Annotated in this window: 24 protein-coding genes; 14 read left to right on the forward strand and 10 right to left on the reverse strand. The window is 72.0% G+C overall.

All coding sequences use genetic code 11. The annotated features are described in order from the left end of the window. The 3 genes from GPJ59_RS14600 to GPJ59_RS14610 all read left to right on the forward strand — a co-directional run. A partial coding sequence (locus tag GPJ59_RS14600; RefSeq protein ID WP_219667545.1) for a S1C family serine protease occupies positions 1-970 on the forward strand: 970 nt, incomplete at its 5' end. An 88-nt stretch (positions 971-1,058) separates the two neighbouring features. Beyond that, positions 1,059-1,805 (forward strand): response regulator transcription factor, encoded by a 747-nt coding sequence (locus tag GPJ59_RS14605; protein WP_219667546.1) that lies wholly within the window; start codon positions 1,059-1,061, stop codon positions 1,803-1,805. Then, positions 1,802-3,244, forward strand: a complete 1,443-nt coding sequence (locus GPJ59_RS14610) for a sensor histidine kinase (RefSeq protein WP_308120300.1) — start codon at positions 1,802-1,804, stop codon at positions 3,242-3,244. Before GPJ59_RS14605 ends, GPJ59_RS14610 begins: the two co-directional genes overlap by 4 nt. On the opposite strand, the gene GPJ59_RS14615 is transcribed toward GPJ59_RS14610, so the two are convergent. Together GPJ59_RS14615 and GPJ59_RS14620 are read right to left on the reverse strand one after the other, a co-directional pair. Continuing rightward, entirely contained in the window at positions 3,218-4,090 is an 873-nt protein-coding gene (locus GPJ59_RS14615) for a phosphatidylinositol-specific phospholipase C (protein WP_219667547.1), read from the reverse strand. The two genes, GPJ59_RS14610 and GPJ59_RS14615, sit on opposite strands and share 27 nt — an antisense overlap. A gap of 206 nt (positions 4,091-4,296) precedes the next feature. Continuing rightward, positions 4,297-6,114 carry a bifunctional metallophosphatase/5'-nucleotidase gene (locus GPJ59_RS14620; RefSeq protein WP_219667548.1) on the reverse strand — a complete coding sequence of 606 codons (1,818 nt, stop codon included), beginning with the start codon at positions 6,112-6,114 and terminating at the stop codon, positions 4,297-4,299. Positions 6,115-6,231: 117 nt separating this feature from the next. Between GPJ59_RS14620 and mshD the strand changes: the two genes are divergently transcribed. From mshD to pstB, 7 genes are all read left to right on the forward strand, one after another. Beyond that, entirely contained in the window at positions 6,232-7,155 is a 924-nt protein-coding gene (gene mshD / locus GPJ59_RS14625; protein WP_219667549.1) for a mycothiol synthase, read from the forward strand. 380 nt (positions 7,156-7,535) lie between these two features. Then, entirely contained in the window at positions 7,536-9,821 is a 2,286-nt protein-coding gene (locus tag GPJ59_RS14630; RefSeq protein ID WP_219667550.1) for an RNA degradosome polyphosphate kinase, read from the forward strand. Continuing rightward, the gene (locus GPJ59_RS14635) at positions 9,802-10,800 is read left to right on the forward strand and encodes a CHAD domain-containing protein (RefSeq protein ID WP_219667551.1); all 999 of its coding nucleotides are present in this window, start codon (positions 9,802-9,804) and stop codon (positions 10,798-10,800) included. The genes GPJ59_RS14630 and GPJ59_RS14635 overlap by 20 nt, the downstream gene beginning before the upstream one ends. A 469-nt stretch (positions 10,801-11,269) precedes the next feature. Continuing rightward, on the forward strand, positions 11,270-12,406 hold the full coding sequence (gene pstS, locus GPJ59_RS14640; RefSeq protein ID WP_219667552.1) for a phosphate ABC transporter substrate-binding protein PstS: 1,137 nt from the start codon (positions 11,270-11,272) through the stop codon (positions 12,404-12,406). A 126-nt stretch (positions 12,407-12,532) separates the two neighbouring features. Then, positions 12,533-13,519 carry a phosphate ABC transporter permease subunit PstC gene (gene pstC, locus GPJ59_RS14645; protein WP_219667553.1) on the forward strand — a complete coding sequence of 329 codons (987 nt, stop codon included), beginning with the start codon at positions 12,533-12,535 and terminating at the stop codon, positions 13,517-13,519. Then, positions 13,519-14,595: a phosphate ABC transporter permease PstA gene (gene pstA, locus GPJ59_RS14650; protein WP_219667554.1), complete on the forward strand. Its 1,077-nt coding sequence runs from the start codon at positions 13,519-13,521 to the stop codon at positions 14,593-14,595. The genes pstC and pstA overlap by 1 nt, the downstream gene beginning before the upstream one ends. A 29-nt stretch (positions 14,596-14,624) precedes the next feature. Next, the gene (pstB, locus tag GPJ59_RS14655; protein WP_219667555.1) at positions 14,625-15,404 is read left to right on the forward strand and encodes a phosphate ABC transporter ATP-binding protein PstB; all 780 of its coding nucleotides are present in this window, start codon (positions 14,625-14,627) and stop codon (positions 15,402-15,404) included. Positions 15,405-15,525: 121 nt separating this feature from the next. Here pstB and GPJ59_RS14660 read toward each other — a convergent pair whose 3' ends face one another. Beyond that, positions 15,526-16,524 (reverse strand): inorganic phosphate transporter, encoded by a 999-nt coding sequence (locus tag GPJ59_RS14660; protein ID WP_219667556.1) that lies wholly within the window; start codon positions 16,522-16,524, stop codon positions 15,526-15,528. A 5-nt stretch (positions 16,525-16,529) separates the two neighbouring features. Next, positions 16,530-17,150, reverse strand: a complete 621-nt coding sequence (locus GPJ59_RS14665) for a DUF47 domain-containing protein (protein ID WP_219667557.1) — start codon at positions 17,148-17,150, stop codon at positions 16,530-16,532. 192 nt (positions 17,151-17,342) lie between these two features. On the opposite strand from GPJ59_RS14665, the gene GPJ59_RS14670 reads away from it, so the two are divergent. After that, positions 17,343-17,675, forward strand: coding sequence for a metal-sensitive transcriptional regulator (locus GPJ59_RS14670; RefSeq protein ID WP_258024390.1), 333 nt, complete (start codon positions 17,343-17,345; stop codon positions 17,673-17,675). A gap of 70 nt (positions 17,676-17,745) precedes the next feature. Here GPJ59_RS14670 and GPJ59_RS14675 read toward each other — a convergent pair whose 3' ends face one another. Together GPJ59_RS14675 and GPJ59_RS14680 are read right to left on the reverse strand one after the other, a co-directional pair. Next, positions 17,746-17,904: a hypothetical protein gene (locus GPJ59_RS14675; RefSeq protein WP_219667559.1), complete on the reverse strand. Its 159-nt coding sequence runs from the start codon at positions 17,902-17,904 to the stop codon at positions 17,746-17,748. A gap of 179 nt (positions 17,905-18,083) precedes the next feature. Further along, the gene (locus GPJ59_RS14680; protein WP_219667560.1) at positions 18,084-18,902 is read right to left on the reverse strand and encodes a hypothetical protein; all 819 of its coding nucleotides are present in this window, start codon (positions 18,900-18,902) and stop codon (positions 18,084-18,086) included. Between the two features lie 388 nt (positions 18,903-19,290). Here GPJ59_RS14680 and GPJ59_RS14685 point away from each other — a divergent pair, with 388 nt between their 5' ends. Together GPJ59_RS14685 and GPJ59_RS14690 are read left to right on the forward strand one after the other, a co-directional pair. Beyond that, positions 19,291-19,554 carry a hypothetical protein gene (locus tag GPJ59_RS14685; protein ID WP_219667561.1) on the forward strand — a complete coding sequence of 88 codons (264 nt, stop codon included), beginning with the start codon at positions 19,291-19,293 and terminating at the stop codon, positions 19,552-19,554. Between the two features lie 208 nt (positions 19,555-19,762). After that, positions 19,763-20,074, forward strand: a complete 312-nt coding sequence (locus GPJ59_RS14690; RefSeq protein ID WP_219667562.1) for a hypothetical protein — start codon at positions 19,763-19,765, stop codon at positions 20,072-20,074. 96 nt (positions 20,075-20,170) lie between these two features. Here GPJ59_RS14690 and GPJ59_RS14695 read toward each other — a convergent pair whose 3' ends face one another. The 4 genes from GPJ59_RS14695 to GPJ59_RS14710 form a co-directional block, all read right to left on the reverse strand. Next, positions 20,171-20,878 (reverse strand): phosphatase PAP2 family protein, encoded by a 708-nt coding sequence (locus GPJ59_RS14695; protein WP_219667563.1) that lies wholly within the window; start codon positions 20,876-20,878, stop codon positions 20,171-20,173. Between the two features lie 201 nt (positions 20,879-21,079). Further along, positions 21,080-22,075: a C40 family peptidase gene (locus GPJ59_RS14700; protein ID WP_219667564.1), complete on the reverse strand. Its 996-nt coding sequence runs from the start codon at positions 22,073-22,075 to the stop codon at positions 21,080-21,082. 228 nt (positions 22,076-22,303) lie between these two features. Then, entirely contained in the window at positions 22,304-23,116 is an 813-nt protein-coding gene (locus GPJ59_RS14705; protein ID WP_219667565.1) for a thioesterase family protein, read from the reverse strand. An 88-nt stretch (positions 23,117-23,204) separates the two neighbouring features. Continuing rightward, positions 23,205-23,813, reverse strand: coding sequence for a LysE family transporter (locus tag GPJ59_RS14710; RefSeq protein WP_219667566.1), 609 nt, complete (start codon positions 23,811-23,813; stop codon positions 23,205-23,207). A gap of 80 nt (positions 23,814-23,893) precedes the next feature. On the opposite strand from GPJ59_RS14710, the gene GPJ59_RS14715 reads away from it, so the two are divergent. Continuing rightward, entirely contained in the window at positions 23,894-24,445 is a 552-nt protein-coding gene (locus GPJ59_RS14715) for a GNAT family N-acetyltransferase (RefSeq protein ID WP_219667567.1), read from the forward strand. Positions 24,446-24,608: the final 163 nt, after the last annotated feature.

Consider the following 24,608-nt stretch of genomic DNA (forward strand, 5'->3'; position numbering starts at 1 on the left):
TGCCCGGGCCAAGCGGCCCGTCGCGCTGCTCGCGGCCGTGGCCGTCGCCGCGGCGGTCGTCGGCGGCGCCACCGCGGCCGCCGTCCAGCAGGTGCTCGTCCCGCGGGGCGCCGGCTCCGGCGGGGCCGTGAACGGCTCGAACGTCTCCCGGTCGAACGCCGGCACGGTCGCCGGCGTCGCCGAGCAGGTCAGCCCCTCCGTCGTACGGATCGACACGCGCACCGGCAGCGGCCAGGGCACCGGCTCCGGCGTGGTCCTCACCGCCGACGGCGAGATCATCACGAACAACCACGTGATCGACGGAGCCGCCGAGATCCAGGTGACCCTGAGCGACGGCAAAAAGTACCCGGCCAAGGTCCTCGGCACCGACCCCGACAAGGACCTCGCGCTGATCAAGCTCCAGGGCGCCTCGGGCCTGAAGCCGGCCAGACTCGGCGACTCCGACCGGGTCAAGGTCGGCGACGAGGTCGTGGCCATCGGTTCGCCGGACCGGCTGACCGGCACCGTCACCAGCGGCATCGTCTCCGCGCTGAACCGCGAGGTGACCGTGCCGAAGTCCGAGCAGCGCTCCCCGCAGCGCCAGCGGTCCCCGTACGGCGGGCCCGGCGGCAGCTGGCCGTTCTCGTTCGAGGGCCGGCAGTTCAACGGCGACACCGGCTCGGAGAAGACCTCGTACAAGGCGATCCAGACCGACGCCTCGCTCAATCCGGGCAACTCCGGCGGCGCGCTGGTCGACATGAACGGCGAGATCATCGGCATCCCGTCGGCGATCTACTCCCCCGGCAGCGACAGCTCCACGGCGGGCAGCGTGGGCCTCGGCTTCGCCATCCCGGTCAACACGGTCAAGGCCGACCTGGACTCCCTGCGCAAGGGCGGCCCGGGCGGGACCGGCGGCGGGGCGGGCACGTCGTCCGGCAACGGCGGCGGCTACGGGAACGGTTACGGCACCGGTTTCGGCACCGGCTTCTGAGCCGCCCGCCGCGTGCGAGGCTGTACCGCAGACGAGCCGCCCGCTCCCACGCTCCCCGCGAAGGGCCGAAGGACCGAAGGAAGAGTCGATGAATCCCCCCGAAGGCGAAGCCGCCCGCATCCTCGTCGTCGACGACGAGCCGGCCGTCCGCGAGGCCCTGCGCCGCAGCCTCGTCTTCGAGGGGTACGCGGTCGAGACCGCCGTCGACGGGCTCGACGCCCTCGACAAGACCGCCTCGTACCGGCCCGAGCTGATCGTCCTCGACATCCAGATGCCCCGGATGGACGGCCTGACCGCCGCCCGCCGGCTGCGCGCCCAGGGCTCGGTGACCCCGGTCCTGATGCTCACCGCCCGCGACACCGTCGGCGACCGGGTCACCGGCCTGGACGCCGGCGCGGACGACTACCTGGTCAAGCCGTTCGAGCTGGACGAGCTGTTCGCCCGGGTCCGCGCCCTGCTGCGGCGCAGCGCGTACGCCGCCGCCCGGGCCGCCGCGGCGGACGGCGGCGCCCCGGGCGGGGACGTGCTGGCCTTCGCCGACCTGCGCATGGACCTGGCCACCCGCGAGGTCACCCGGGGCGGCCGGGCGGTGGAGCTGACCCGTACCGAGTTCACGCTGCTGGAGATGTTCCTCGCCCACCCGCGCCAGGTGCTGACCCGCGAGCAGATCCTCAAGACCGTATGGGGCTTCGACTTCGAGCCCAGCTCCAACTCCCTGGACGTGTACGTGATGTACCTGCGCCGCAAGACCGAGGCGGGCGGCGAGCCGCGCCTGGTGCACACCGTGCGCGGGGTGGGATACGTACTGCGCGCGGGCGACGGCGGTCCCGAGTGAGCCCCACCGCCGGATTCCGGGCGCTGCCGCTGCGCTCGCGCCTGGCCCTGCTGGTGGCGGTGGCGGTGGCGGTGGCGGTGGCGGCGGTCGCGGCGGCGGCCTGGTTCATGGTCCGCACCCAGCTGCGCGACCAGCTGGACCAGTCGCTGATCGCCACCAACGTCAAACCGCAGGTGATGCGGGCGCTGCCGGGCCCGTGCCAGGCCGGCCCCGATCCGACGCTGCCCGCGCAGATCGCCGGCAGCCTGAACGCGACCGTGCAGATCGTCACCGCGGAGGGCAAGCGCTGCTGGGTGAGCGGGCCGACCACGCTGCCGGTGACATCGGCGGACCGCGGCGTCGCGGCCGGCGGCCGGCCCCGGCTGCACGACGCGACGGCCGACAACGGCGCCGCCATGCGGGTCTACACCCAGGTAGCGGTGACCGGGGACGGCCAGGTCTTCGCCGTCTCCATCGCCAAGCCGCTCACCGACATCGACAAGCCCCTGTCCACCCTGGCCTGGGTGCTGCTGCTGGTGTCCGGGATCGGCGTGCTCGGGGCGGGCGCGGCCGGGCTGGTGGTGGCGCGGACGGGACTGAAGCCGGTGGACGAGCTGACCGACGCCGTCGAGCACATCGCGCGTACCGAGGACCTGACCGTGCGGATCCCGGACGCCGGCGACGACGAGATCGCCCGGCTGTCGCGGTCGTTCAACTCGATGACCGCGGCCCTGGCCTCCTCCCGGGACCGGCAGGCCCAGCTGATCGCCGACGCCGGCCACGAGCTGCGCACCCCGCTGACCTCGCTGCGCACCAACATCGAGCTGCTCGTACGCAGCGAGCAGACCGGCCGGGCGATCCCGGCGGAGGACCGCAGGGAGCTGCTGGCCTCGGTGAAGGCCCAGACGGCCGAGCTGGCCGCGCTCATCGGCGACCTCCAGGAGCTGTCCCGCCCGGACGCGGCCGCGCCCGGCCCGCTCCAGGTGGTGGCCCTGCACGAGATCGTCGCCAGCGCCCTGGCCCGGGCCCGGCTGCGCGGTCCGGAGCTGGAGTTCGGCGCGGAGCTGGAGCCCTGGTACGTACGGGGCGAGGCGGCGGCGCTGGAGCGGGCGGTGGTCAACGTCCTGGACAACGCGGTGAAGTTCAGCCCGCCGGGCGGCTCGGTCGAGGTGGCGCTGCGGGCCGGGGAGCTGACCGTACGGGACCACGGGCCGGGCATCGCGCCCGAGGACCTGCCGCACGTCTTCGACCGGTTCTGGCGGTCGGAGTCGGCGCGGGCTCTGCCGGGCAGCGGGCTGGGGCTGTCGATCGTGGCGCGTACGGTGCAGCGCGCGGGCGGCACGGCCGAGCTGCGGGCGGCGGCGGACGGCCGTCCGGGCACGGAGGCGGTCCTGCGGGTCCCGGGCGCGCCGACCCCGCCGCCGGGCAGCCCGTCAGAACGGGTTGTGGGCGATCAGTGACTCGATGAACCCGCTCCGGGTGTTGGGGAAGTCGATGGGGACCACGCCGAGGCCGGTGCGGCCGGCCAGCTCGCTGCCCGTGACGAAGGAGTGGATCTGCGGGTTGAGGCGGTCGGCGTTCCAGCGGGGCGGCAGGTAGGCCGCGGTGGAGACGTGGTTGACGAACAGCCTGCCGGGTTGCTGCACCGCCTTGCGGAAGTGGTTCTCGATCAGCCCGCGCTTGGCGAAGGGCTCGGCGTTCCAGTCGTCCTGGATGTCGAAGTACGTGCCGTCGCCGTAGCGGATGCCCGGCAGGCCGCCGTTGTCGGCCAGCAGGACGACCTTGCCGCGGGCCTGCCCGAGCGCGGGCAGCGTGGGGGCGATGTGGAAGAGCGGGCGCCAGCCGCGCCGGTCCAGGTAGTCGTCGAAGACCGCGCGGAAGGTGGCGTCGCTGTCGCCCGAGTACTCCTGCTTGACCCGCATGAGGACGGTCTCGGTGGGGTGCGCGGACAGGAAGGTGCGGCAGGCGACGAGGACGTCGCCGAACATCTGGTTCTGGTAGAAGGACCCGTGGTGGATGGCGAAGGAGCCGCCGGTGACGCGGCAGCGCACGTCCAGGTAGCGGATGCCGGCGCCGAGCTGCTGGGCGATGCCGATGTTCTGGCAGGCCACGTACAGGCCGCCGTAGAGGGCGCCGGAGTCGTGGGTGCCGGGGACGGTCAGCCGCTGGAGGGCGGTACCGTCGGCGAGCCCGGCCATCCAGTCCTGGGTGCCCTGGGCGGCGGCGGTGGCAGGCCCCGCCCCGAGGACGGCCGCCGCTGCGGCCGCCGTCGCACCGATCAGAAACGTACGCCGATCCAGGCCCATGCCCCGTCCCTCCGGCCGCCGTCGCAGACAGGACCGGATTATGGCGTGCCCACGTCAAAACAACCAGCCGTCGGCGGCGGTCTTCCGGCACTGACCTACCGGCGGCTTCCCGGCGGGGTTCCGCGGACGCCGAAGGGGTGGCGGACCGTCGACGGTCCGCCACCCCTTCACTGGTGGTGCGGGTGGTGCAGGTGGCGCAGGTGCTGCTACTTGATCACGGTGATGCGGCCGGTCGCCGGCGGGGCGAGCGGGGCCGACGCCGAGGAGTGCGCGCCCAGGTAGGCGTTGAAGGCGTCCAGGTCGGACACGCCCACCAGCTTGTTCTTGTGCTCCTTCAGGACGGTGAAGCCGTCACCGCCGCCCGCGAGGAACTCGTTCATCGCGACGCGGTAGGTCTTCGCCGGGTCGATCGCCTCGCCGTTCAGGCGGATCGAGTCGGTCACGACCCGGTCGGCGCCGGTCTTCGTCATGTCCAGGGTGTACGTCAGGCTCTTGGAGATCTGGAGGATCTTCGGGTTGGCCCCGTTCACCGGACCGGTGACCTGCTGCTGGAGCGCGGTGACCAGCTGCGCGCCGGTCAGGTCCACGATGTTCAGCATGTTGGTGAACGGCTGCACCGTGAAGGCCTCGCCGTAGGTCACCACGCCGTCGCCCTCGGCCCCGGAGGCCTTGAAGGCGAGGTCCGAGCGGATGCCGCCCGGGTTCATGATGGCCAGCTGCGCGCCGCCCTTGTCGGCCGCGGCCGTGGCCTCCAGCTGGGCGTCGGCGATCAGGTTGCCGAGCGGCTTCTCGTACGCCTCGGAGCCGCGGCCGGGGATGTCCGCCGAGATGTAGCCCTGCGGGCGGCCGGCGACCGGGGCGGCCAGGGCGTTCCAGCGCTGGATCAGCGCGGTGATGTCCTCGGCCTTGGGCTGGTTGCGGTGCACGACGTGGTTGGCGGTGCTCGGCGACTTGACCGCGGTACGGACGATGTCCTTGGTCTTGCGGTCGTAGGTCAGCGTCGTGTCCGTGTAGAGCCGGCCGATGGAGGCGGCGGAGGTCACGGTGCGCGGGTTGCCGGCCGGGTCCGGGATGTTGCACGCGTACGCCTGGTGCGTGTGGCCGGTCACCAGCGCGTCGACGGACGGGTCGACGTTCTTGGCGATGTCCACGATCGCGCCCGAGATGCCGGCGCCGGCACCCGGGGTGTTGCAGTCGTAGTTGTACGCGCCGGAGGCGGGCAGGCCGCCCTCGTGGATCAGCGCGACGATGGACTGCACGCCCTGGCGCTGGAGCTCCTTGGCGTACTTGTTGATCGTCTCGACCTCGTCGCCGAACTTCAGGCCCTTGACGCCCGCGGCGGTCACGACGTCCGGGGTGCCCTCCAGGGTCACGCCGATGAAGCCGATCTTCACACCGTCCTTCTTCCACACGTAGGTGGGCGAAAGGAGCGGGCGCTTGGTCTTCTCGTCGGTCACGTTGGCGGCAAGGTACTTGAACTCGGAGCCTTCGAAGGTCTTGCCGTACTCGAAGCAGCCCTCGACCGGGTGGCAGCCGCCGTACTGCATGCGGCGCAGCTCGGCCCGGCCCTCGTCGAACTCGTGGTTGCCGACGCTGGTGACGTCGAGGTCGAGCTTGTTCAGGGCCTCGATGGTCGGCTCGTCGTGGAACAGACCGGACAGCATCGGGCTGCCGCCGATCATGTCGCCGGCGGCGGCCGTGACGGAGTACTCGTGGCCCTTGCGCGCCTCGCGCAGCGCCGTGGCCAGGTACTCGGCGCCACCGGCCGGTATCGCCTTGGTGGTCCCGTCGGCCTGACGCTCGGTCACGTTGCCGGACGAGCCCTGCGGCGGCTCGAGAGTGCCGTGGAAGTCGTTGAAGGACAGCAGCTGCACGTCGACCGTGCGGCCAGTGCCCTGACCGCCACCAACAGCGGCTCCGGCCGGGAGGGCCGCGGCGACCAGGGCTCCGGCACCGGCGGTGGCGGTGAGAGCGGCGATGGCCAACCGGCGGGTGCGGCGGTGCCGTTGTGGTGTCGCTGACATCAGTTCCCCTTTGCGGACAGCGAAACAACATGGAAGTCGCCCGCAGCCTATTGTCAACGCGCGTAGCACGACAGGGGGTAATGGGTTACGACGAGGTTGCGGTCGTAGGCTCGGCGTATGACTGACGCAAGCGCGGCCCTGGAGCCGGGTCGCCAGATCCTGACCCTCGACGAACTGACGGAAGACCAGGCGAGCGAGGTGCTCGCCCTCCTGGAGGCCGCGGCCCGTACCGACGGCACGACCGCGGTCTCCGAGCAGGGCCGGCTCCAGCTGCGCGGCGGACCCCGGGAGGGCGTGCGGCACTTCCTGCTCACCGAGGGCGGCAGGCTGGCCGGCTACGGGCAGCTGGAGGACACCGACCCGGTGGAGGCACCCGCCGCCGAACTGGTCGTCCACCCCGCCCTGCGCGGCCGGGGCCACGGCCGGGCGCTGGGCGCGGCCGTGCTGGCGGCCTCCGGCAAGCGCCTGCGGGTCTGGGCACACGGGGGCAAATCGGCCGCCCGGCACCTGGCGCAGGTCCTCGGCCTGACCCTGTTCCGCGAACTGCGCCAGCTGCGCCGCCCGCTGGGGGAGCAGCCGCTGCCCGAGCCGGTGCTCCCCGACGGGGTCACCGTGCGGACGTTCGTCCCCGGCGCGGACGACGCGGCGTGGCTGGCCGCCAACGCGGCGGCCTTCGCCCACCACCCCGAGCAGGGCTCGCTGACCCAGCGCGACCTGGACGACCGCACGGCGCAGCCCTGGTTCGACCCGAAGGGCTTCTTCCTCGCGGAGCGCGGGGGCGAGCTGGTCGGCTTCCACTGGACCAAGGTCCACGCGGCGGAGCGGCTGGGCGAGGTGTACGTCCTCGGCGTGCTGCCCTCGGCCCAGGGCACCGGTCTGGGCAAGGCGCTGACCGCGATCGGGCTGCGCCACCTGGAGGCCCAGGGCCTGCCGACGGCGATGCTCTACGTCGACGCGGACAACCCGGCGGCCCTCGCGGTCTACGAGGGCCTCGGCTTCACCACGTACGAGGTGGACCTGATGTACCGCACCGAGACCTGACCGGGCTTTTCGGGGGCTCCGCCCCCGCACCCCCGCGCCTCAAACGCCGGCGGGGCTGGATATGGCTGCGGCTGCATATCCAGCCCGCGCGGCGTTTGAGCGCACCGGGCGCGAAGCGCACGGAACGGGGTCCGGGGCGGAGCCCCGGTTTCGGGAAGGGGCGGGGTGGGGAAAGGGCCCCGCGCAGCGGCACGCCCTGGCCACGCACCGCCCCGCAAAGATCAAACGGCCCGGTCCCAGGAAGCCACGCGCCATTCACCGCCCATTAAGACACGCTTGTGACGCTTCTCCTCATGGACCCAGGACCGCGCCCCGCGCAGGCCGCGCACTCAGCCGATTCCGACGCGCCTGTCCTGCCGCGTGCGCGGAAGAATGGAGACATGAACCACAAGCCCAGCGCCCGCGCAGCCAGCACCGAGGTTCCCGTCCAGCTCTCCCCGGCCGCGGTCGCGCCCACCGCCGCGGCCCCCGCGGCCGTGGCCGCGACGGCAGCCGCCGCGCGCCGGCTCGGGTCCATAGCCGCCCACCGCCCGCACCGCGAGCTCGCCCCGGACCTCGACGCCGACGTCGACGCGTACGACGAGAAGGACGGCGGCGAGCTGCCCGCCGGGCGGTTCCTGGACCGCGAGCGCAGCTGGCTGGCGTTCAACGAACGAGTGCTGGAGCTCGCCGAGGACCCCACCACCCCGCTCCTGGAGCGGGCCAACTTCCTCGCCATCTTCGCGAGCAACCTCGACGAGTTCTTCATGGTCCGCGTCGCCGGCCTCAAGCGGCGCATCGCCACCGGCGTCGCCACCCGGTCCGCGTCCGGGCTCCAGCCCCGCGAGGTGCTGGACCTCATCTGGACCCGCTCCCGCGAGCTCATGGCCCGGCACGCCGCCTGCTACCAGCACGACGTGTCCCCGGCCCTCGCCGAGGAAGGCATCGAGCTCATCCGGTGGCCCGACCTCACCGAGAAGGAGCAGGCGCGCCTCTTCACCCTGTTCCGCAACCGGATCTTCCCCGTCCTGACGCCGCTGGCCGTCGACCCCGCGCACCCCTTCCCGTACATCTCGGGCCTCTCGCTCAACCTCGCGGTCGTCGTCCGCAACCCCGTCAGCGGCCACCGGCACTTCGCCCGGGTCAAGGTCCCGCCGCTCCTGAACCGCTTCCTGGAGGCCTCCCCGCAGCGCTACGTCCCCCTGGAGGACGTCATCGCCGCGCACCTGGAGGAGCTCTTCCCCGGCATGGAGGTGCTCGCGCACCACATGTTCCGGGTGACGCGCAACGAGGACCTGGAGGTGGAGGAGGACGACGCCGAGAACCTCCTGCAGGCCCTGGAGAAGGAGCTCATGCGGCGCCGCTTCGGCCCGCCCGTGCGCCTGGAGGTCGAGGAGTCCATCGACCCCGGCGTGCTCGACCTCCTCGTGCAGGAGCTCAACATCTCCGCCGCCGAGGTCTACCCGCTGCCCGGCCCGCTCGACCTCACCGGGCTGTTCGGCATCGCCTCGCTGGACCGGCCGGAGCTGAAGTTCCCCAAGTTCGTCGCCGGCACCCACCGCGACCTCGCCGAGGTCGAGTCGGCGTCCGCGCCCGACATCTTCGCGGCGCTGCGCGAGCGGGACGTGCTCCTGCACCACCCGTACGACTCCTTCTCCACCTCCGTGCAGGCCTTTCTGGAGCAGGCGGCCGCCGATCCCGACGTCCTCGCGATCAAGCAGACCCTGTACCGGACCTCCGGCGACTCCCCCATCGTCGACGCCCTGATCGACGCGGCCGAGTCGGGCAAGCAGGTCCTGGTGCTGGTCGAGATCAAGGCCCGGTTCGACGAGCAGGCCAACATCAAGTGGGCCCGCAAGCTGGAGGAGGCCGGCTGCCACGTCGTCTACGGCCTGGTGGGCCTCAAGACCCACTGCAAGCTGTCGCTGGTCGTCCGCCAGGAGGGCGAGACGCTGCGCCGCTACAGCCACGTCGGCACCGGCAACTACCACCCCAAGACCGCCCGGCTCTACGAGGACCTCGGCCTGCTCACCGCCGACCCGCAGGTCGGCGCGGACCTCTCCGACCTGTTCAACCGGCTGTCGGGCTACTCGCGCCGCGAGACCTACCGCCGCCTGCTGGTCGCCCCGCGCTCGCTGCGCGACGGGCTGGTCTCGCGGATCGACAAGGAGGCCGCCCACCACCGGGCCGGCCGGCCCGCGTACGTACGGATCAAGGTCAACTCGATGGTCGACGAGGCGGTCATCGACGCGCTCTACCGGGCGTCCCAGGCCGGCGTGCCCGTCGACATCTGGGTCCGCGGCATCTGCGCCGTGCGCCCGGGCGTCACCGGACTGTCGGAGAACATCCGGGTCCGCTCGGTGCTGGGCCGGTTCCTGGAGCACTCCCGGATCTTCGCCTTCGGCAACGGCGGCGAGCCCGAGGTGTGGATCGGCAGCGCCGACATGATGCACCGCAACCTCGACCGCCGCATCGAGGCCCTGGTCAGGGTCAGCGACCCGGCCCACCGCGCAGCCCTCGACCGGATGCTGGAGACCGGGATGTCCGACGCCACCTCCTCCTGGCACCTGGGCCCGGACGGCGACTGGACCCGGCACAGCACGGACGCCGAGGGCCAGCCGCTGCGGCACGTACAGGAGATGCTCATAGACGCCCGGAGGCGCCGGCGTGGCTCAGCCAAACCATGACGTGACGGCGACCGCAGGTGACGTGCTCGGCACGTACCTGCGGTCGCAGGCCACCGCATTCCTGCGCGCACTGCGCCTGCACGACGAGAGCGGGCCGAGCGGGGGGAACGGGGTGTACACGGCGGACGGGAGCGATGCGACGCGCGGCCTGCGGGGGGCTGCGCGCCGCATCAGCGGCTCCCTGGCCACCTTCCGCCCGGTGACGGAGACCGGCTGGGCGGACAGCCTGCGCACCGAGCTGGTGTGGCTGTCCGCCACGCTCGCCGACGAGCACGCGTACGGCGCCCGGCTGACCCGGCTGATGGACGCGCTGCACCGGCTTTCCGGCGCCCCGTCGGACACGCCCGAGGTGCCCTCGCCCAGGAACTCGGCGGGCGCCCTGACCGTGGGCTCCGCCCGGGCGGGTGCGCTGCTCGAACGCCAGCTGACGCTGGCCCGGACCCGCGCCCACTCGGCCGGTCTGCAGGCGCTGGGCTCGTCCCGGTTCCACGCGGTCGCCGACGCCGTGGCCGTGCTGGCGTCGGAGGTCCCGCTGGACCCGGTCGCGGCGGCGGGCAGCGTCGCCGACGTGCTCGTACCGCTGTCGGCACTGGCCAAGTCCCGGCTGGACGCGGCGGTCTCGGCACTGCCGCTGAGCCGGGCCTCCCACCCGTACAACGCGGACGCCCTGATCGACGACTCGCACCAGGACGCGCCCTGGCACGAGGTACGCCGGCTGCTGCGGGTCCACCGCTACGCCCAGGAGGCCCTGGGCGCCGACATCACCCGGCTGACCGCGGCCGGCGAGGCCCTCGACCGCCACCGGGACGCGGCGGAGGCGGCGGCCGCCTCGGCCACGGCCGCCCGTACGCCGCGGATCGCGCCGACGACGGCGTACGCCCTGGGCGTGCTGCACGCCGACCAGCGGCACGACGTGGAGGCGGCCCGCTTCGCCTTCCACCACATCTGGCTCCGCACGCCGGCCGCACTGCCGTCCTGACCGGGCCCTCCGCGCCGCCCCTTGACCGGTCCTCCGCGCCGTCCTCCCGACCCCACCGTTCGAACACCGACGGTGACCGGTCGGGACGGGCGGCGACAGCGGCATGGACAGTGGCGACAGCGACGGCGACGGCGACCGTCGAAATCCGGCCACGCCCGGCGGGCCGGCGCGCGGCGGCGCAGAATGGCGAACGGAGCGCCCGCGGCCGGATAACGGGCGCATAACAGGCGCATAACGGCCGCTTACGCCCGCGCAGAACCCCGCAGGACCGCACCGGGCCGTCTGCCACGGTTCACCATCCGTTCACCCACCCCGGTCGGCCGCTTCACCTGTCCTGCCTAATTTCGACCGTGTACGGCCGCGAGTCGCCACCGAAGACCGGTGACCTGCCGGCCCGACCGACTAGTCCTCTTCGCACGCCGCCCCGAACACGAAAGCGGCCGGCGGCAACTGGAAGGAACACCCGAAAGTGAAGCTTCAGCGCAAGAACCGGCTTCGTGCCTCCGCCCTCGGGGCGCTCGTCGTGTCCGGCGCCCTGGTCCTCACGGCGTGCGGTTCGGACGACAACACGGGCGGCACCGACGGCGGCTCCAGCAAGCCGTCGCTGGCCGCGGGCGACGTCAAGTGCGACGACGCCAAGGGCAAGCTCCTCGCCTCGGGCTCTTCCGCCCAGAAGAACGCGGTGGACCTGTGGATCAAGAACTACATGGCCGCCTGCTCCGGCGTCGAGGTCAACTACAAGTCCTCCTCCTCCGGTGAGGGCATCGTCGCCTTCAACCAGGGCACCGTCGGCTTCGCCGGCACCGACTCCGCGCTGAAGCCGGAGCAGGTCGAGGAGTCCAAGAAGGCCTGCACCGGCGGCCAGGCCATCAACCTCCCGATGGTCGGCGGCCCGGTCGCCATCGGCTTCAACGTCGCCGGCGTCGACAAGCTCACCCTCGACGCGCCCACGATCGCCAACATCTTCAACGACAAGATCAAGAAGTGGGACGACGAGGCGATCAAGAAGCTGAACCCGGGCGTCAACCTGCCGTCCACCGCCATCCAGGCCTTCCACCGCTCCGAGGACTCCGGCACCACCGAGAACCTCGGCAAGTACCTGAAGGCCACCGCCGCTGACGCCTGGCCGTACGACGCCGCCAAGAAGTGGCCCGCCCCGGGCGGCCAGGCCGCGTCCGGCTCCGCCGGTGTCGCCGCCCAGGTCAAGCAGACCGACGGCGCGATCGGCTACTTCGAGCTCTCCTTCGCCTCCTCCCAGGGCATCAAGACGGTCGCCGTGAACACCGGTGCCGCCGCCCCGGTCGCCGCCACCCCGGAGAACGCCTCCAAGGCGATCGCCGCCGCCAAGATCGCCGGCCAGGGCTCCGACCTGGCCCTCAAGCTCGACTACGCCACCAAGGCCGAGGGCGCCTACCCGCTGGTCCTGGTGACCTACGAGGTCGTCTGCGACAAGGGCAACAAGGCCGAGACCCTCGGCGCCGTCAAGTCCTTCCTGGGCTACACCGCCGGTGACGCCGGCCAGAAGATCCTCTCGGACAACGGCTACGCGCCGATCCCGGCCGAGATCAACAAGAAGGTCCGCGACGTCGTCGCCTCGCTGAGCTAAGGAACACGACCCCGGCGGTACCGGCCCTGGACGGGCCGACACCGCCGGGGTCCTTCCCCTCCTCCGGGAGGGGAATCCGGTGCACCGCCGCCAGGGGGCCAGCCCCCCACACAGACCGGAAAGACCATGGCTTTCACACCCACCCAGACAGACACGGCTCCGCCTGTCTCCGCGAGCAAGGGATCCACCGGCCGCGCCGGTGACAAGATCTTCTCGGGCCTCTCGAAGGGCTCCGGCATCCTGCTCCTGGTGATCATGGCGTCGATCGCCGCCTTCCTCACCTACCGGGCCTCCATCGCGCTGTCGAAGAACGAGGGCAACTTCCTCACCACCTTCGACTGGAACGCCTCGGCCAACCCGCCCGTCTTCGGCATAGCCGTCCTGCTCTTCGGCACCGTCGTCAGCTCGATCATCGCGATGGCCATCGCGGTTCCGATCGCCGTCGGCATCGCCCTGTTCATCTCGCACTACGCGCCGCGCAAGCTGGCCGCGCCCCTCGCCTACGTCGTGGACCTGCTGGCCGCCGTCCCGTCGATCGTCTACGGCATCTGGGGCGCGCTCTTCCTCGTCCCGCAGCTGAACGGCCTGAACCTCTGGCTGGACGAGTACCTGGGCTGGACCTACGTCTTCGACAAGACCCAGGTCGGCGTCGCCCGCTCGCTCTTCACCGTCGGCGTCCTGCTGGCGATCATGATCCTGCCGATCGTGACCAGCGTCAGCCGCGAGGTCTTCCTCCAGGTCCCGCGCATGAACGAGGAGGCCGCCCTGGCCCTCGGCGCGACCCGCTGGGAGGTCATCCGCACGGCCGTCCTGCCCTTCGGCCGCTCCGGCGTCATCTCCGCCTCGATGCTCGGCCTCGGCCGCGCGCTCGGCGAGACCATGGCCGTGGCGACCGTCCTCTCCCCGAGCTTCCTGATCTCGCTGCACGTGCTCGACCCCGGTGGCGGCACCTTCGCGCAGAACATCGCCGCGAAGTTCGACGAGGCCAACGAGTTCGGCCGCGACGCCCTGATCGCCTCCGGCCTCGTCCTCTTCCTGCTCACCCTGCTGGTCAACGGCGCCGCCCGCCTCATCATCGCGCGCCGCAAGGAGTACTCGGGGGCGAACGCCTGATGAGCCACGCAATCCAGGAGCGCCCCGTCGGGTCCCGCGCCGCCTCCTCCTCCGGCCTCACCCGCGGCGGCCTGCCCCGCTGGGCCCCGGCCGGCATCGCCGCGCTCTCCGTCGCCCTCGGCGTCGGCACCGGCCTCGTCGCCGACCTGCACAGCAAGGTCCAGTGGGGCCTGATAGCCGCCCTGCTGTTCGTCGCCGTGACCTACGGCGCGAGCGCGGTGGTCGAGAACCGCCGGCAGGCCAAGGACCGCGTCGCCACCTCCATGGTGTGGGTCTGCTTCGTCCTCGCGGTCATCCCGCTGCTCTCGCTGATCTGGACCACCATCAGCCGCGGCCTGAAGGTCCTCGACGCCTACTTCCTGAGCCACTCCATGAAGGGCGTGGCCGGCTTCGAGCCCGGCGGCGGTGTCTACCACGCGCTGCTCGGCACCATCGAGCAGGTCCTGCTGGCCACGCTGATCGCCGCGCCGATCGGCCTGCTGACCGCCGTCTACCTGGTCGAGTACGGCCGGGGTCCGCTCGCCAAGGCCGTCACCTTCTTCGTCGACGTCATGACCGGCATCCCCTCCATCGTCGCGGGCCTGTTCATCCTGACGACCTGGAACCTGATGCTCGGCTTCGGCCCCTCCGGCTTCGCCGGCTCCATGGCCCTGGCGATCCTGATGATGCCCGTCGTGGTCCGCTCCACCGAGGAGATGCTCAAGCTCGTCCCGAACGAGCTGCGCGAGGCCTCCCTCGCCCTCGGTGTGCCGAAGTGGCGCACGATCCTCAAGGTCGTGCTCCCGACCGCCATCGGCGGCATCTCCACCGGCGTCATGCTGGCCGTGGCCCGCATCGCCGGCGAGACCGCCCCGATCATGCTGCTGGTCTTCGGCTCCCAGCTGATCAACGACAACCCCTTCGAAGGCGCACAGTCCTCGCTCCCCCTGTACATCTGGGAGCAGTACAAGGTCGGTAGTGCCGACTCCTACGACCGGGCCTGGGCCGCCGCCCTCGTCCTGATCGCCTTCGTCATGATCCTCAACCTGGTGGCCCGCGGCATCGCCCGCTGGAAGGCCCCGAAGACCGGCCGCTGACCGCGCCGACGAAAGAAGTAGTGATTCACATGGCCAAGCGCATCGACGTCTCCGGTCTGTCCGCCTTCTACGGCAACCACAAGGCCATCGACGACATCTCGATGACCGTCGAGCCCCGCTCCGTGACCGCCTTCATCGGTCCGTCCGGCTGTGGCAAGTCCACCTTCCTGCGCACCCTGAACCGCATGCACGAGGTCACCCCCGGCGGCCGCGTCGAGGGCAAGGTGATGCTGGACGACGAGAACCTCTACGGTGCGAACGTCGACCCGGTCGCCGTCCGCCGCACCGTCGGCATGGTCTTCCAGCGCCCGAACCCCTTCCCCACCATGTCGATCTTCGACAACGTGGCGGCGGGTCTGCGCCTGAACGGCACCGTCAAGAAGAAGAGCGAGCTGAACGACGTCGTCGAGCGTTCGCTGAAGGGCGCCAACCTCTGGAACGAGGTCAAGGACCGGCTGAACAAGCCCGGCTCCGGCCTGTCCGGCGGTCAGCAGCAGCGCCTGTGCATCGCCCGCGCCATCGCGGTCGAGCCGCAGGTCCTGCTGATGGACGAGCCCTGCTCCGCCCTCGACCCGATCTCCACCCTCGCCATCGAGGACCTGATCGGCGAGCTGAAGGAGCGTTTCACCATCGTCATCGTGACCCACAACATGCAGCAGGCGGCCCGCGTCTCCGACCGCACCGCCTTCTTCAACCTCGCGGCGGTCGGCCAGCCCGGCAAGCTGATCGAGATCGACGACACGGAGCGGATCTTCTCCAACCCGTCCGTCCAGGCCACCGAGGACTACATCTCGGGCCGCTTCGGCTAGGCCGGACCCTCACACGTCCTGCGGTGCTGCATGGCGGTGCCACCGCAAGGCGAAGGGCCCGGCTCCCCCTGGGTGGGGGGAGCCGGGCCCGACTTCGTTTCGGGTCGGACGAAGGCCCGGGTCAGACGAAGGCCAGGTTGACGACCCAGAAGCTCAGCGCCGCGACCAGCGCCGCCGCCGGCATGGTGATGAACCAGCCCAGGATGATGTTCTTGGCGACGCCCCAGCGGACCGCGTTCACCCGCTTCGTCGCGCCCACGCCCATGATCGCCGAGGTGATCACGTGGGTGGTGGAGATCGGCGCGTGGAAGAGGAACGCCGAGCCGAACATGATCGAGGCACCGGTGGTCTCGGCCGCGAAACCCTGCGGCGGGTCCAGCTCGATGATCTTGCGGCCCAGGGTGCGCATGATGCGCCAGCCGCCGGCGTACGTACCCAGCGAGAGCATCACGGCACAGGCGATCTTCACCCAGACCGGGATCGGGTCGCCCGCCTTCTCCACGTCGGCGATGACCAGGGCCATCACCACGATGCCCATCGTCTTCTGGGCGTCCTGGAGACCGTGGCCGAGCGCCATGCCCGCCGCCGAGACCGTCTGCGCGATCCGGAAACCGCGCTTGGCCTTGTGCGGGTTGGTCCGCCGGAACATCCACAGGATGACGCACATCACCAGGTAGCCGACGATCAGGCCGACGACCGGCGAGAGGAACATCGGGATGATGACCTTGTCCACCACGCCCGACCAGATCACCTGGGTCCCGCCGGCCAGCGCCGCACCCACCATGCCGCCGAACAGCGCGTGCGAGGAGGACGAGGGCAGACCGAAGTACCAGGTGATCAGGTTCCAGACGATCGCCCCGACGAGGGCGGCGAAGAGGATCCACATGCCCCGGGTGCCGTGGGGCGTCTCGATCAGGCCCTCGCTGACGGTCTTGGCGACGCCGCTGCCGAGGAAGGCACCGGCCAGGTTCATCACCGCGGCCATGGCCAGGGCCGCGCGCGGGGTCAGCGCCCGCGTGGAGACCGAGGTCGCGATGGCGTTCGCGGAGTCGTGGAAGCCGTTGGTATAGGTGAAGCCGAGCGCGACACCGATGGTCACGACCAGCGCAAAGGTGTCCACTGCGGTCAGGACTCCTTGACCGCGATGGTCTCCACCGTGTTCGCGACGTGCTCGAACGCGTCGGCCGCCTCTTCGAGCACGTCGACGATCTGCTTGAGCTTGAGCACCTCGATGGCGTCGTACTTGCCGTTGAAGAGGTGGGCGAGCAGCTTGCGGTGGATCTGGTCGGCCTGGTTCTCCAGGCGGTTGACCTCGATCCAGTACTCGGTGAGGTTGTCCATCGTGCGCAGGTGCGGCATGGCCTCGGCGGTCAGCTCGGCCGCCCGCGCCAGCACCTCGATCTGCTGCTCGACACCCTTGGGGAGCTGCTCGATGTTGTAGAGGACGACCAGGTCGACGGCCTCCTCCATGAAGTCCATGATGTCGTCGAGGGACGAGGCGAGGGCGTAGATGTCCTCACGGTCGAACGGCGTGATGAAGGAGGAGTTCAGCTGGTGGAAGATCGCGTGTGTGGCGTCGTCCCCCGCGTGCTCCGCCGCCCGCATCCGCTCCGCGATCTCGGCCCGTGCGGATGACTCCGCCCCGAGCAGTTCCATCAGGAGCTTGGAGCCCGTGACGATGTTGTCCGCGGATGCGGCGAACATGTCGTAGAAGCTCGTCTCCCTGGGGGTCAGACGAAATCGCACGTGAGGTCCTCGGGGTGCATCGGATTCGGTCAGGCTGATGCTAGGCGCATCCTCCGGCCACTGCTAACCAGCAGTTCCCCAGTGTCCTCCATCAGGCACAGTGGCGGCAGGGGCCCTGTCCGACCGGGCGGAGCCCGGTACCATATACCCATGAGGGGTATGCACCCCTCGAACCGGACCACGGGAGGACGCATGACGACCACCGAGGCAGAGCCCACCGGCCACACGCCCGCCGAGGGCGCGGTCCACGGCTACCACCACCAGAAGGACGAGCACCTCAAGCGGCTGCGGCGGATCGAGGGACAGATCCGGGGTCTGCAGCGGCTCGTCGACGAGGACGTCTACTGCATCGACATACTCACGCAGGTTTCGGCCAGCACGAAGGCACTCCAGTCCTTCGCGCTCCAGCTGCTGGAGGAGCACCTGCGGCACTGCGTCGCCGACGCCGCCGTCAAGGGCGGGGCGGAGATCGACGCCAAGGTCGAGGAGGCGACGAAGGCCATCGCCCGCCTGCTGCGGACCTGATGCCCGGCGCGGCGCCTGCGCGCCGTGGACGCAGGCGCCCCGGACGCAGGACCCTTAGACGCAGGGGCCCTTAGACGCAGGCCCCGAAGATCCTCAGCACCTCGTCGATACGGTCCTGGCTGAGCCGGTCCTCGTCCGCTGCGGAGGCCGCGATGATCAGTTCACCGCAGAGCTCGATCTCCGCGAGGGCCACGTGGTCCTGCACCGTCGTACCGCCTGCGGGAGTCACGCGAGTCACCTCTTCCTGCCGACATACGTGGCTGTCGGAACCTCAGCGTAGGGAGGGCACGACGCTGTGCGCATGACACGTATGGACCATTTCCGGCCCCCTCCCCGCCGCGCCCCACGGCTCGCCCGGCCTCCACGGCGGCCCGGGGCGCGTACGGCGGCCCGGGGCGCGTACGGCGACTACTCCGCGATCTTCCCGGCGTAGATGTCCCCGCTCGCCGGGAGGACGACGGTCACCGGGGTGCCGAAGCCGTAGAGCAGCGTGGTGGAGAACACGTCGATCGCGCCGTTGTTCTCGTAGCTGAACCGGTGCCGGACCTTGCGCAGCCGGCCCTCCTCGTCGAGGTAGGCGTCGAAGGGCACGGCGTCCTTGCTGAACCCTTTCGCCGCCGCCTCCAGCGCTCCCCTGACCTGGGGCGAGGCGCTTCGGGCGGCCCGCCCGATGTCGGTGGTCCCGCGGTAGTGGCGCACCTTGGTGCCCGCCAGCTCCGTCTCCCCGACGTACGTCACCGCCTCCGCGCCGCGCAGCAGCTCGGCGGCGGCGAGTGGGTCGGTGGCCCCGCCGGTGACCAGGTTCCCGTCCGACAGGGTGGTCGTGTCGACCCGGACCCACTTGTCGGCGGGCACGCCCGCGCCGCGGTTCTTCATGTAGAGGGCGCCGGGGGCCAGCAGCTCGGTGATGGGCCGATGGCCGGGCTTGCCGGTCACGTCGGCCGGGAGCATGACCAGCAGCTGCCCCATCCGGTTCCTGAAGTCCACGCCGCCCTCGCCGCGGATGGTGACCCGGGTGCCGCCGGTGGCCATTTCCATGGCGGTGCGGGCCCGCGCACTGCCGGCCCGGGTCAGCGTGTCGGCCGCGCCGCGCACGGCCGCGGCCCCGTCGGCCGGGGGTTCGTCGTCCGTACCGCCGCCGCATCCGGCCGCCGTGAGCACGACGGCGACGATGACGGCCGTCGCGGCCCCGTGCCCGTACCGCCGCCTGTGCTGGTGCACCACCATCGCCTGCCAACCCCCAACGCGGGAACGTTGCTTGTCCGAGGCCCCCACCCGCTCCGCTTAACGACCTCCCCGGTTTCCCGTCACGGCCGAAGGGCCCTCCCCGGACCCGGTCGCCCCAGGTACCGTGGTGGTGTGGACCCGCAGCACCGAGCGCCTCTGGCCCCTCCGCTTGACCACTCCGTGAGCACCACCGAGCGCGGCTCCTTCTGCCTCGCCGTGTGCAGCTGCGGCTGGACCGGCCCGGCCCGCCGCTCCCGCGACCTGGCCCGCAGGGACGCCTCCCGCCACCCCGACCACTAGGACCGGTTCTTTTCGGATCGTGCGGGGCGGCCGACCCGTACGGCCCACCCCGGTGGCCGGATCGCCGCCGGGTGGTTGATCTGGACGTATGCCAGGACGAGCCGTACCCCGCGCCGCCCTTCTCCTGTGGGCCCTGTTCCTGATGGCCGCCCTGACGATCGGCACGGCCCGGCCCGCCCGGGCGGAGCCGGTCGGGACCGCGGACGGGCCGGCGGACGTGGCGCTGGCCATCGGCGCGACCGGCGCCGCGGCCACCGCCACCGGCCTGTGGCTGCGTTGGCGCCACCGCCGCGGGCAGTCCTCGGACGGCGGGGGCGACGGGGCCGGCGGCGGCGAAGGCGGCGACGGATGAGCCGCCCCCGCCCGGCGGCGGTCCGGCTGTGCTTCGGCGTCGCCCTGCTGTGCCTGGTGGCCGCGGTCCTGCTGGCGGTGTACGACGCGTACGGCCACGGCTGAGCGGCGGCCCGAGTACCTCCGACGGCGGCCCGTCCGTGCCACCCGGGCGGATCTGAGTACCCGTACGGAGGCGGCCCGTCCCCCGCCGCCCCTACGGTCGTGGCATGAACACGCACGCAACCGCACTGCGCCCGGCCGGCACCGGCTCGCTGGTCGCGGGCATCGCCTCGGTCGTCCTGATCTGCTCGATCTTCGTCCTGCCCGAGCTCTGGCCGGTGTTCTACGTGACCGGCGTGGTCGCGGGGCTCTGGGCGATGGGCGCCGCGGGATGGGCGCTGCGCCGGGTGCGGCGGGGCGAGGAGGCGGCCTCGGTCCGGGTCCGGGCCGGGCTGGCGCTCGGCGCGCTGAGCACGACCGCGGCGCTCGGGCTCTTCGTCTGGGCCCTGTGGGCACTGGATCGCGCCTACAGCCGCTGAGGCCCGGACACCCTGCCCGGACCGCTCGGGCGGGACGGGACGGAACGGGGCGGGACGGAACGGCGCAGGGCGGGGCAGGGCGGGTGGACCACCCGCTCAGGCCGCCAGGTCGTTCTCGCGCGGCAGGGCGCCCGGCGGGGTCGGCGCCTGGGGGAGGCCGACCGGCCGGGGCAGCCGGAGGCTGCGGGACCGGACCAGCCGCCCGGCGCGCGGGGAACGGGCCAACGCCCGCACCATCGGGGTCAGGACGGCCATCGCGGCCGGGGCCAGGAGCAGGACGACCGCGGTGCCCAGCGCGAGGCCGCCGATGACGTCGGTCGGGTAGTGCACGCCCATGTAGACGCGGCACAGGCCCTCCAGCAGGGCCAGCCCGATCCCGACGAGGCCGAACCGCCGGTTGGCGATGAAGAGTCCGACGCCGAGCGCCATCGTCAAGGTGGCGTGGTCGCTGACGAAGGAGAAGTCGGTCTTGCCGGAGGCGAGCACCTCCAGCCCGTCGTGCTTGCGGAACGGCCGCGGCCGGGCGACGAATTCACGCAGCGGGACATTGACGAGCAGGGCGAGGGCCGCGCCCAGCGGGGCCCACACCAGCGCCGCGAAGGAGTCCACCGCGCCGGCCTCGTCCTGGCGGCGGGCGCCGTGCCAGCACCACAGCACCAGCAGCACCATGGCGAGCGGCAGTCCGTACTCCCCGACGAAGCCCACGACCCGGTCGAGCCGGTCGGGGGCGTGCCGGGCCAGGCCGTTGATGTCGTAGAGCAGGCTTACATCCACGTTCGGCCCACCGGTCGTGAGTCCAGCCATGGTGTTTCGGCCCCTTGCCTTGCCTTGGTACCCCGCGGGCGCACGCCGGTGTGCGCCCCTTCGACCCCCGGTGATCAACCCCCGTGTCCATGGAACGCCCGTTCTGGCGGCTACGTTCCACTCTCCACCGAATGATCACTTCAACGTTATCCAAGAGTGACTCATCGTCGCAGCTCAGGGCCTTCACTTCACGCAGAGTCGCTACGTCGTCGGGCGGTTCGCCGGCAGCGACGCCGCACCGTCCTTGGTCACGCGGGTGGCGCCGAAGTAGTCCGGGGTGTCGATCTTGTCGAAGCGGATCACGGAGCCCGTGTACGGGGCGTTGATCATGTAGCCGCCGCCGACGTACAGGCCCACGTGGCGGATCTCCCGAGAGTTCGTCAGATCGTCGGAGAAGAAGACCAGATCACCGGGCAGCAGTTCGGCGCGCGAGGGGTGGGGACCGGCGTTGTACTGGTCGTTGGCCACCCGCGGCAGCTCGATCCCCACCGTCCGGTACGCCGCCTGCGTCAGCCCCGAGCAGTCGAACCGCCCGTTGTCCTCGGGCCCTCCCTCGCCGCCCCACAGGTACGGCGTGCCGAGCTGCTTCTGGGCGAAGTAGATGGCCCCGGCCGCCTGCTGGGACGGCGCGACCCGGCCGACGGGCCGGGCGAAGCTCTGGGCCAGGGTGGTGATGGCCTTCACGTAGCCCTGGGTCTCGCTGTACGGCGGCACACCCTGGTACTTGATGACCGCGTACGCGCCCGCGTTGTACGCCGCGAGCATGTTCTTCGTGGCGTCACCGGGCACGCCCTTGACGTCGGCCGCGAGCTCGCAGTCGTACGAAGCGGCCGAGGGGATGGCGTCGTTCGGATCCCAAATGTCCCGGTCCCCGTCCCCGTCGCCGTCGATCCCGTGCCCCGCCCACGTACCGGGGATGAACTGCGCGATGCCGCGCGCGTCGGCGGGGCTCACCGCGCGCGGGTTCCAGCCGCTCTCCGAGTACAGCTGGGCCGCGAGCAGCGCCGGGTTGATGGCGGGACAGAGGTTGCCCCACCTCTCCACCAGCGCCTGGTACTTCGCCGGCACCGCCCCCTTGGTGAGGGCGACGCCGCTGCCGCGACCCGCTCCCGCGAGCCCCGCGGCGGCCGAGTAGGTGCCGACCACGACGAGGAGCAGGAAGCTCAGGCACAGCCCGATTCCGATTCCGCCTGCCATCCAGACTTTGCGCACCCGTCAACCCTCCCCCATGGCAAGCCCCCTCAGGGGCGATTCCCGGCTCCCATGCCGACTACCCCACCCGGAAGCCGGAACCGTCGATGCCCGCGTACCGGTCGGGATCATCCTCGACGTGATGCGGGACGGCCGTCCAGTCCTGTCGGTCGTCGGCCGGGGGCGCCGGGGGCACCGGCCGGTGTTCCCGGGGCACGGGAGGGCGTCGTACGGCTACCGGGGCGCCACGAACAGGCTCTGCGCGCCGCGGCCGATGGGCCCCTTCTCGTCGTGGAGGCGGGAGTCGACCAGGCCGATGCCCGCCGGGTCCACACTGGTGGCTGCCTCCACGCACACCCACTCGCCGACCGGGTGCCGGTGGAGATGGACCGTCAAGTCGCTGTTGACGAACACGTACGAGGTGATGTCCAGCACCGCGGCGATCCCGTTGGCGGAGTCGGCCGCGACCAGCACCCGGTCCAGCGGCCGGGTCTCCTCGCCGCCGATCAGCGGGACCTGCATCCGCATCCAGCAGGTGCCGGGGCCGGGCTCCAGGAAGGCGCCCCGGGTGAAGCGGGTCTCCACGGCCGTGTGGTAGCCGACGTCCCACGGCAGCGGGAAGAAGGGCGTGGGGTCCACCTCGCCGGGCGGCGGCAGTTCGGGCCCCGGCAGCACGGCCGGCACCGGCTCGGCGGCCGTCCGCACGCGCAGCGCGCGGGCCACCATCGCCGGGGCGCCGCCCTCGGGGGTCAGGACGGCCTCGACGACCTCGGTGCCGCGGCCGGCGCGCAGCACGCTGGTGGTCACCTCGACGGCGCCCAGCGGCACGGGGCGCAGGATCTCGTACGTGATCCGGGCGATCCGCATGTCCTCGCGCGCGCCCGGCCGCTCGTCGACGGCCCGGCCGAGCAGGGCCGCGGGCGGGCCGGCGTGCTGGGAGTTCTCGTCCCAGGGACCGCGTGTGAAGGGCCCGGCGAGGAAACGCCCGCCGCCGAGCCGCTGGAAGAACCCCTCGTCCGTCTCAAGGCCTGTGCCCGCAGCGTCCATGGGCCTCACGCTACCCAGTGGTAACCACGGGCACCAGCCTTATTTCCGGGGGCGGATGGCCGGGCAGGCGCCGGGGCTGGGCGTCGGCTCAGCGGGCGAAGCCCAGGCCCACCCCGAGCCCCACGAGCACCGAGCCGATGGCCCGGTTGATCGCCTTCTGCGCCCGCAGCATCCGCTCCCGCAGACCGGAGTGCGAGAAGAACAGCGCCACCGCCCCGAACCAGCCCAGGTGCGCCACCGACATGAACAGCCCGTACCCGGCCTGCTGCCAAACCGGCGTCTGCGGCCCCACGACCTGCGTGAAGGTGGACACGACGAACAGCGTCGTCTTCGGGTTCAGCACATTGCTCAGGAAGCCCGAGCGCAGCGCGCCCAGCGCCGTGAGCTGCGGCTTCGACTCCAGGTCCACCGTCAGCTCGGCCCGCGCGCGGAAGGTGCGGATGCCGATCCACACGAGGTACGCCGCGCCCGCGAGCTTGATCGCGGTGAACAGCGCCGTGGACGAGGCGATCAGCAGCCCCACCCCGAGCATCGTGTAGGAGACGTGCACCAGCACACCCGCCGCGACCCCGCCCGCCGCGAACAGGCCGGTGGTGCGCCCGTACAGGTAGCTGTTGCGGACGACCATGGCGAAATCGGCACCGGGACTGATCACGGCGAGGACGGTGATGACGGCGACTGCGATCACTTCTGTCATGCCCGGATGCTCACCGCACGGACCGGTCGGGATCAAGTGTGTTGCCGACCAAGCGACCGCGCAGCACCGACACTTGGCGGATGACCCCGCCGACTCCGTCCCCGGACCCGCCCCCGACCCTGGCCCTGGCCCTGCGCCCGTTCCGGCCCGCCTACGACGCCGCGTACCTGCACCGCTGGGTGACCACGCCCGCCGAGCTGATCACCTGGGCCGGCCCCGCCTTCACCTGGCCCCTGGACGACGCCCAGATCGCCGCGTACGCCGCCGAGCCCGGCCGGCACGTGTGGACCGCCGCCGCTGGGCCCGACGGCAGCCCGCTGGGGCACGTCTCGCTGCGGCTCCACCCGGACGGCAGCGGGGCCCGGCTCGGGCGGGTGCTCATCGCCCCCGAGGCGCGCGGCCGCGGGCTGGGCGAGCTCCTGCTGGCCGAGGCCCTCGACCGCGCCTTCGGCGAGCTGGACCTGCCGGAGGTGGACCTCGGCGTCTACACCCACAACACGGCGGCCGTACGGCTCTACGAGCGGCTGGGCTTCCGCACCGAGCAGGTCCTGCGGGATGTGGAGGAGGTCGAGGGCGAGCTGTGGTCCGCCCTCCAGATGCGGCTGGCGCGGGCGGCGCGACCGGGCGGGTGACAATGGGGAACGTGCCCCGCCCCAGCTCCCCCCGCCGCCCCCCCCCGCCCACCGGGCCCCCCCCCCCCCGCCGCCCCCCCACAGACGCCCCCCGCCGCGGGGCCGGCGACCGCAGGGCGCGCGCCGGCGCAGGCCACGCCGGCTGGCTCTTCACAACCACCTT

It is taken from the genome of Streptomyces bambusae (assembly GCF_019400985.1).
GTDB classification, from domain to species: Bacteria; Actinomycetota; Actinomycetes; order Streptomycetales; family Streptomycetaceae; genus Streptomyces; species Streptomyces bambusae_A.

Excerpts from the sequence above, each read along its gene's own strand:
- GPJ59_RS14605 (WP_219667546.1), top strand. The coding sequence starts at position 1,059 with ATGAATCCCCCCGAAGGCGAAGCCGCCCGCATCCTCGTCGTCGACGAC.
- GPJ59_RS14615 (WP_219667547.1), bottom strand. The coding sequence starts at position 4,090 with ATGGGCCTGGATCGGCGTACGTTTCTGATCGGTGCGACGGCGGCCGCA.
- GPJ59_RS14620 (WP_219667548.1), bottom strand. The coding sequence starts at position 6,114 with ATGTCAGCGACACCACAACGGCACCGCCGCACCCGCCGGTTGGCCATC.
- mshD (WP_219667549.1), top strand. The coding sequence starts at position 6,232 with ATGACTGACGCAAGCGCGGCCCTGGAGCCGGGTCGCCAGATCCTGACC.
- GPJ59_RS14630 (WP_219667550.1), top strand. The coding sequence starts at position 7,536 with ATGAACCACAAGCCCAGCGCCCGCGCAGCCAGCACCGAGGTTCCCGTC.
- pstC (WP_219667553.1), top strand. The coding sequence starts at position 12,533 with ATGGCTTTCACACCCACCCAGACAGACACGGCTCCGCCTGTCTCCGCG.
- pstA (WP_219667554.1), top strand. The coding sequence starts at position 13,519 with ATGAGCCACGCAATCCAGGAGCGCCCCGTCGGGTCCCGCGCCGCCTCC.
- pstB (WP_219667555.1), top strand. The coding sequence starts at position 14,625 with ATGGCCAAGCGCATCGACGTCTCCGGTCTGTCCGCCTTCTACGGCAAC.
- GPJ59_RS14670 (WP_258024390.1), top strand. The coding sequence starts at position 17,343 with ATGACGACCACCGAGGCAGAGCCCACCGGCCACACGCCCGCCGAGGGC.
- GPJ59_RS14680 (WP_219667560.1), bottom strand. The coding sequence starts at position 18,902 with ATGGTGGTGCACCAGCACAGGCGGCGGTACGGGCACGGGGCCGCGACG.
- GPJ59_RS14685 (WP_219667561.1), top strand. The coding sequence starts at position 19,291 with ATGCCAGGACGAGCCGTACCCCGCGCCGCCCTTCTCCTGTGGGCCCTG.
- GPJ59_RS14690 (WP_219667562.1), top strand. The coding sequence starts at position 19,763 with ATGAACACGCACGCAACCGCACTGCGCCCGGCCGGCACCGGCTCGCTG.
- GPJ59_RS14695 (WP_219667563.1), bottom strand. The coding sequence starts at position 20,878 with ATGGCTGGACTCACGACCGGTGGGCCGAACGTGGATGTAAGCCTGCTC.
- GPJ59_RS14700 (WP_219667564.1), bottom strand. The coding sequence starts at position 22,075 with ATGGCAGGCGGAATCGGAATCGGGCTGTGCCTGAGCTTCCTGCTCCTC.
- GPJ59_RS14705 (WP_219667565.1), bottom strand. The coding sequence starts at position 23,116 with ATGGACGCTGCGGGCACAGGCCTTGAGACGGACGAGGGGTTCTTCCAG.
- GPJ59_RS14710 (WP_219667566.1), bottom strand. The coding sequence starts at position 23,813 with ATGACAGAAGTGATCGCAGTCGCCGTCATCACCGTCCTCGCCGTGATC.
- GPJ59_RS14715 (WP_219667567.1), top strand. The coding sequence starts at position 23,894 with ATGACCCCGCCGACTCCGTCCCCGGACCCGCCCCCGACCCTGGCCCTG.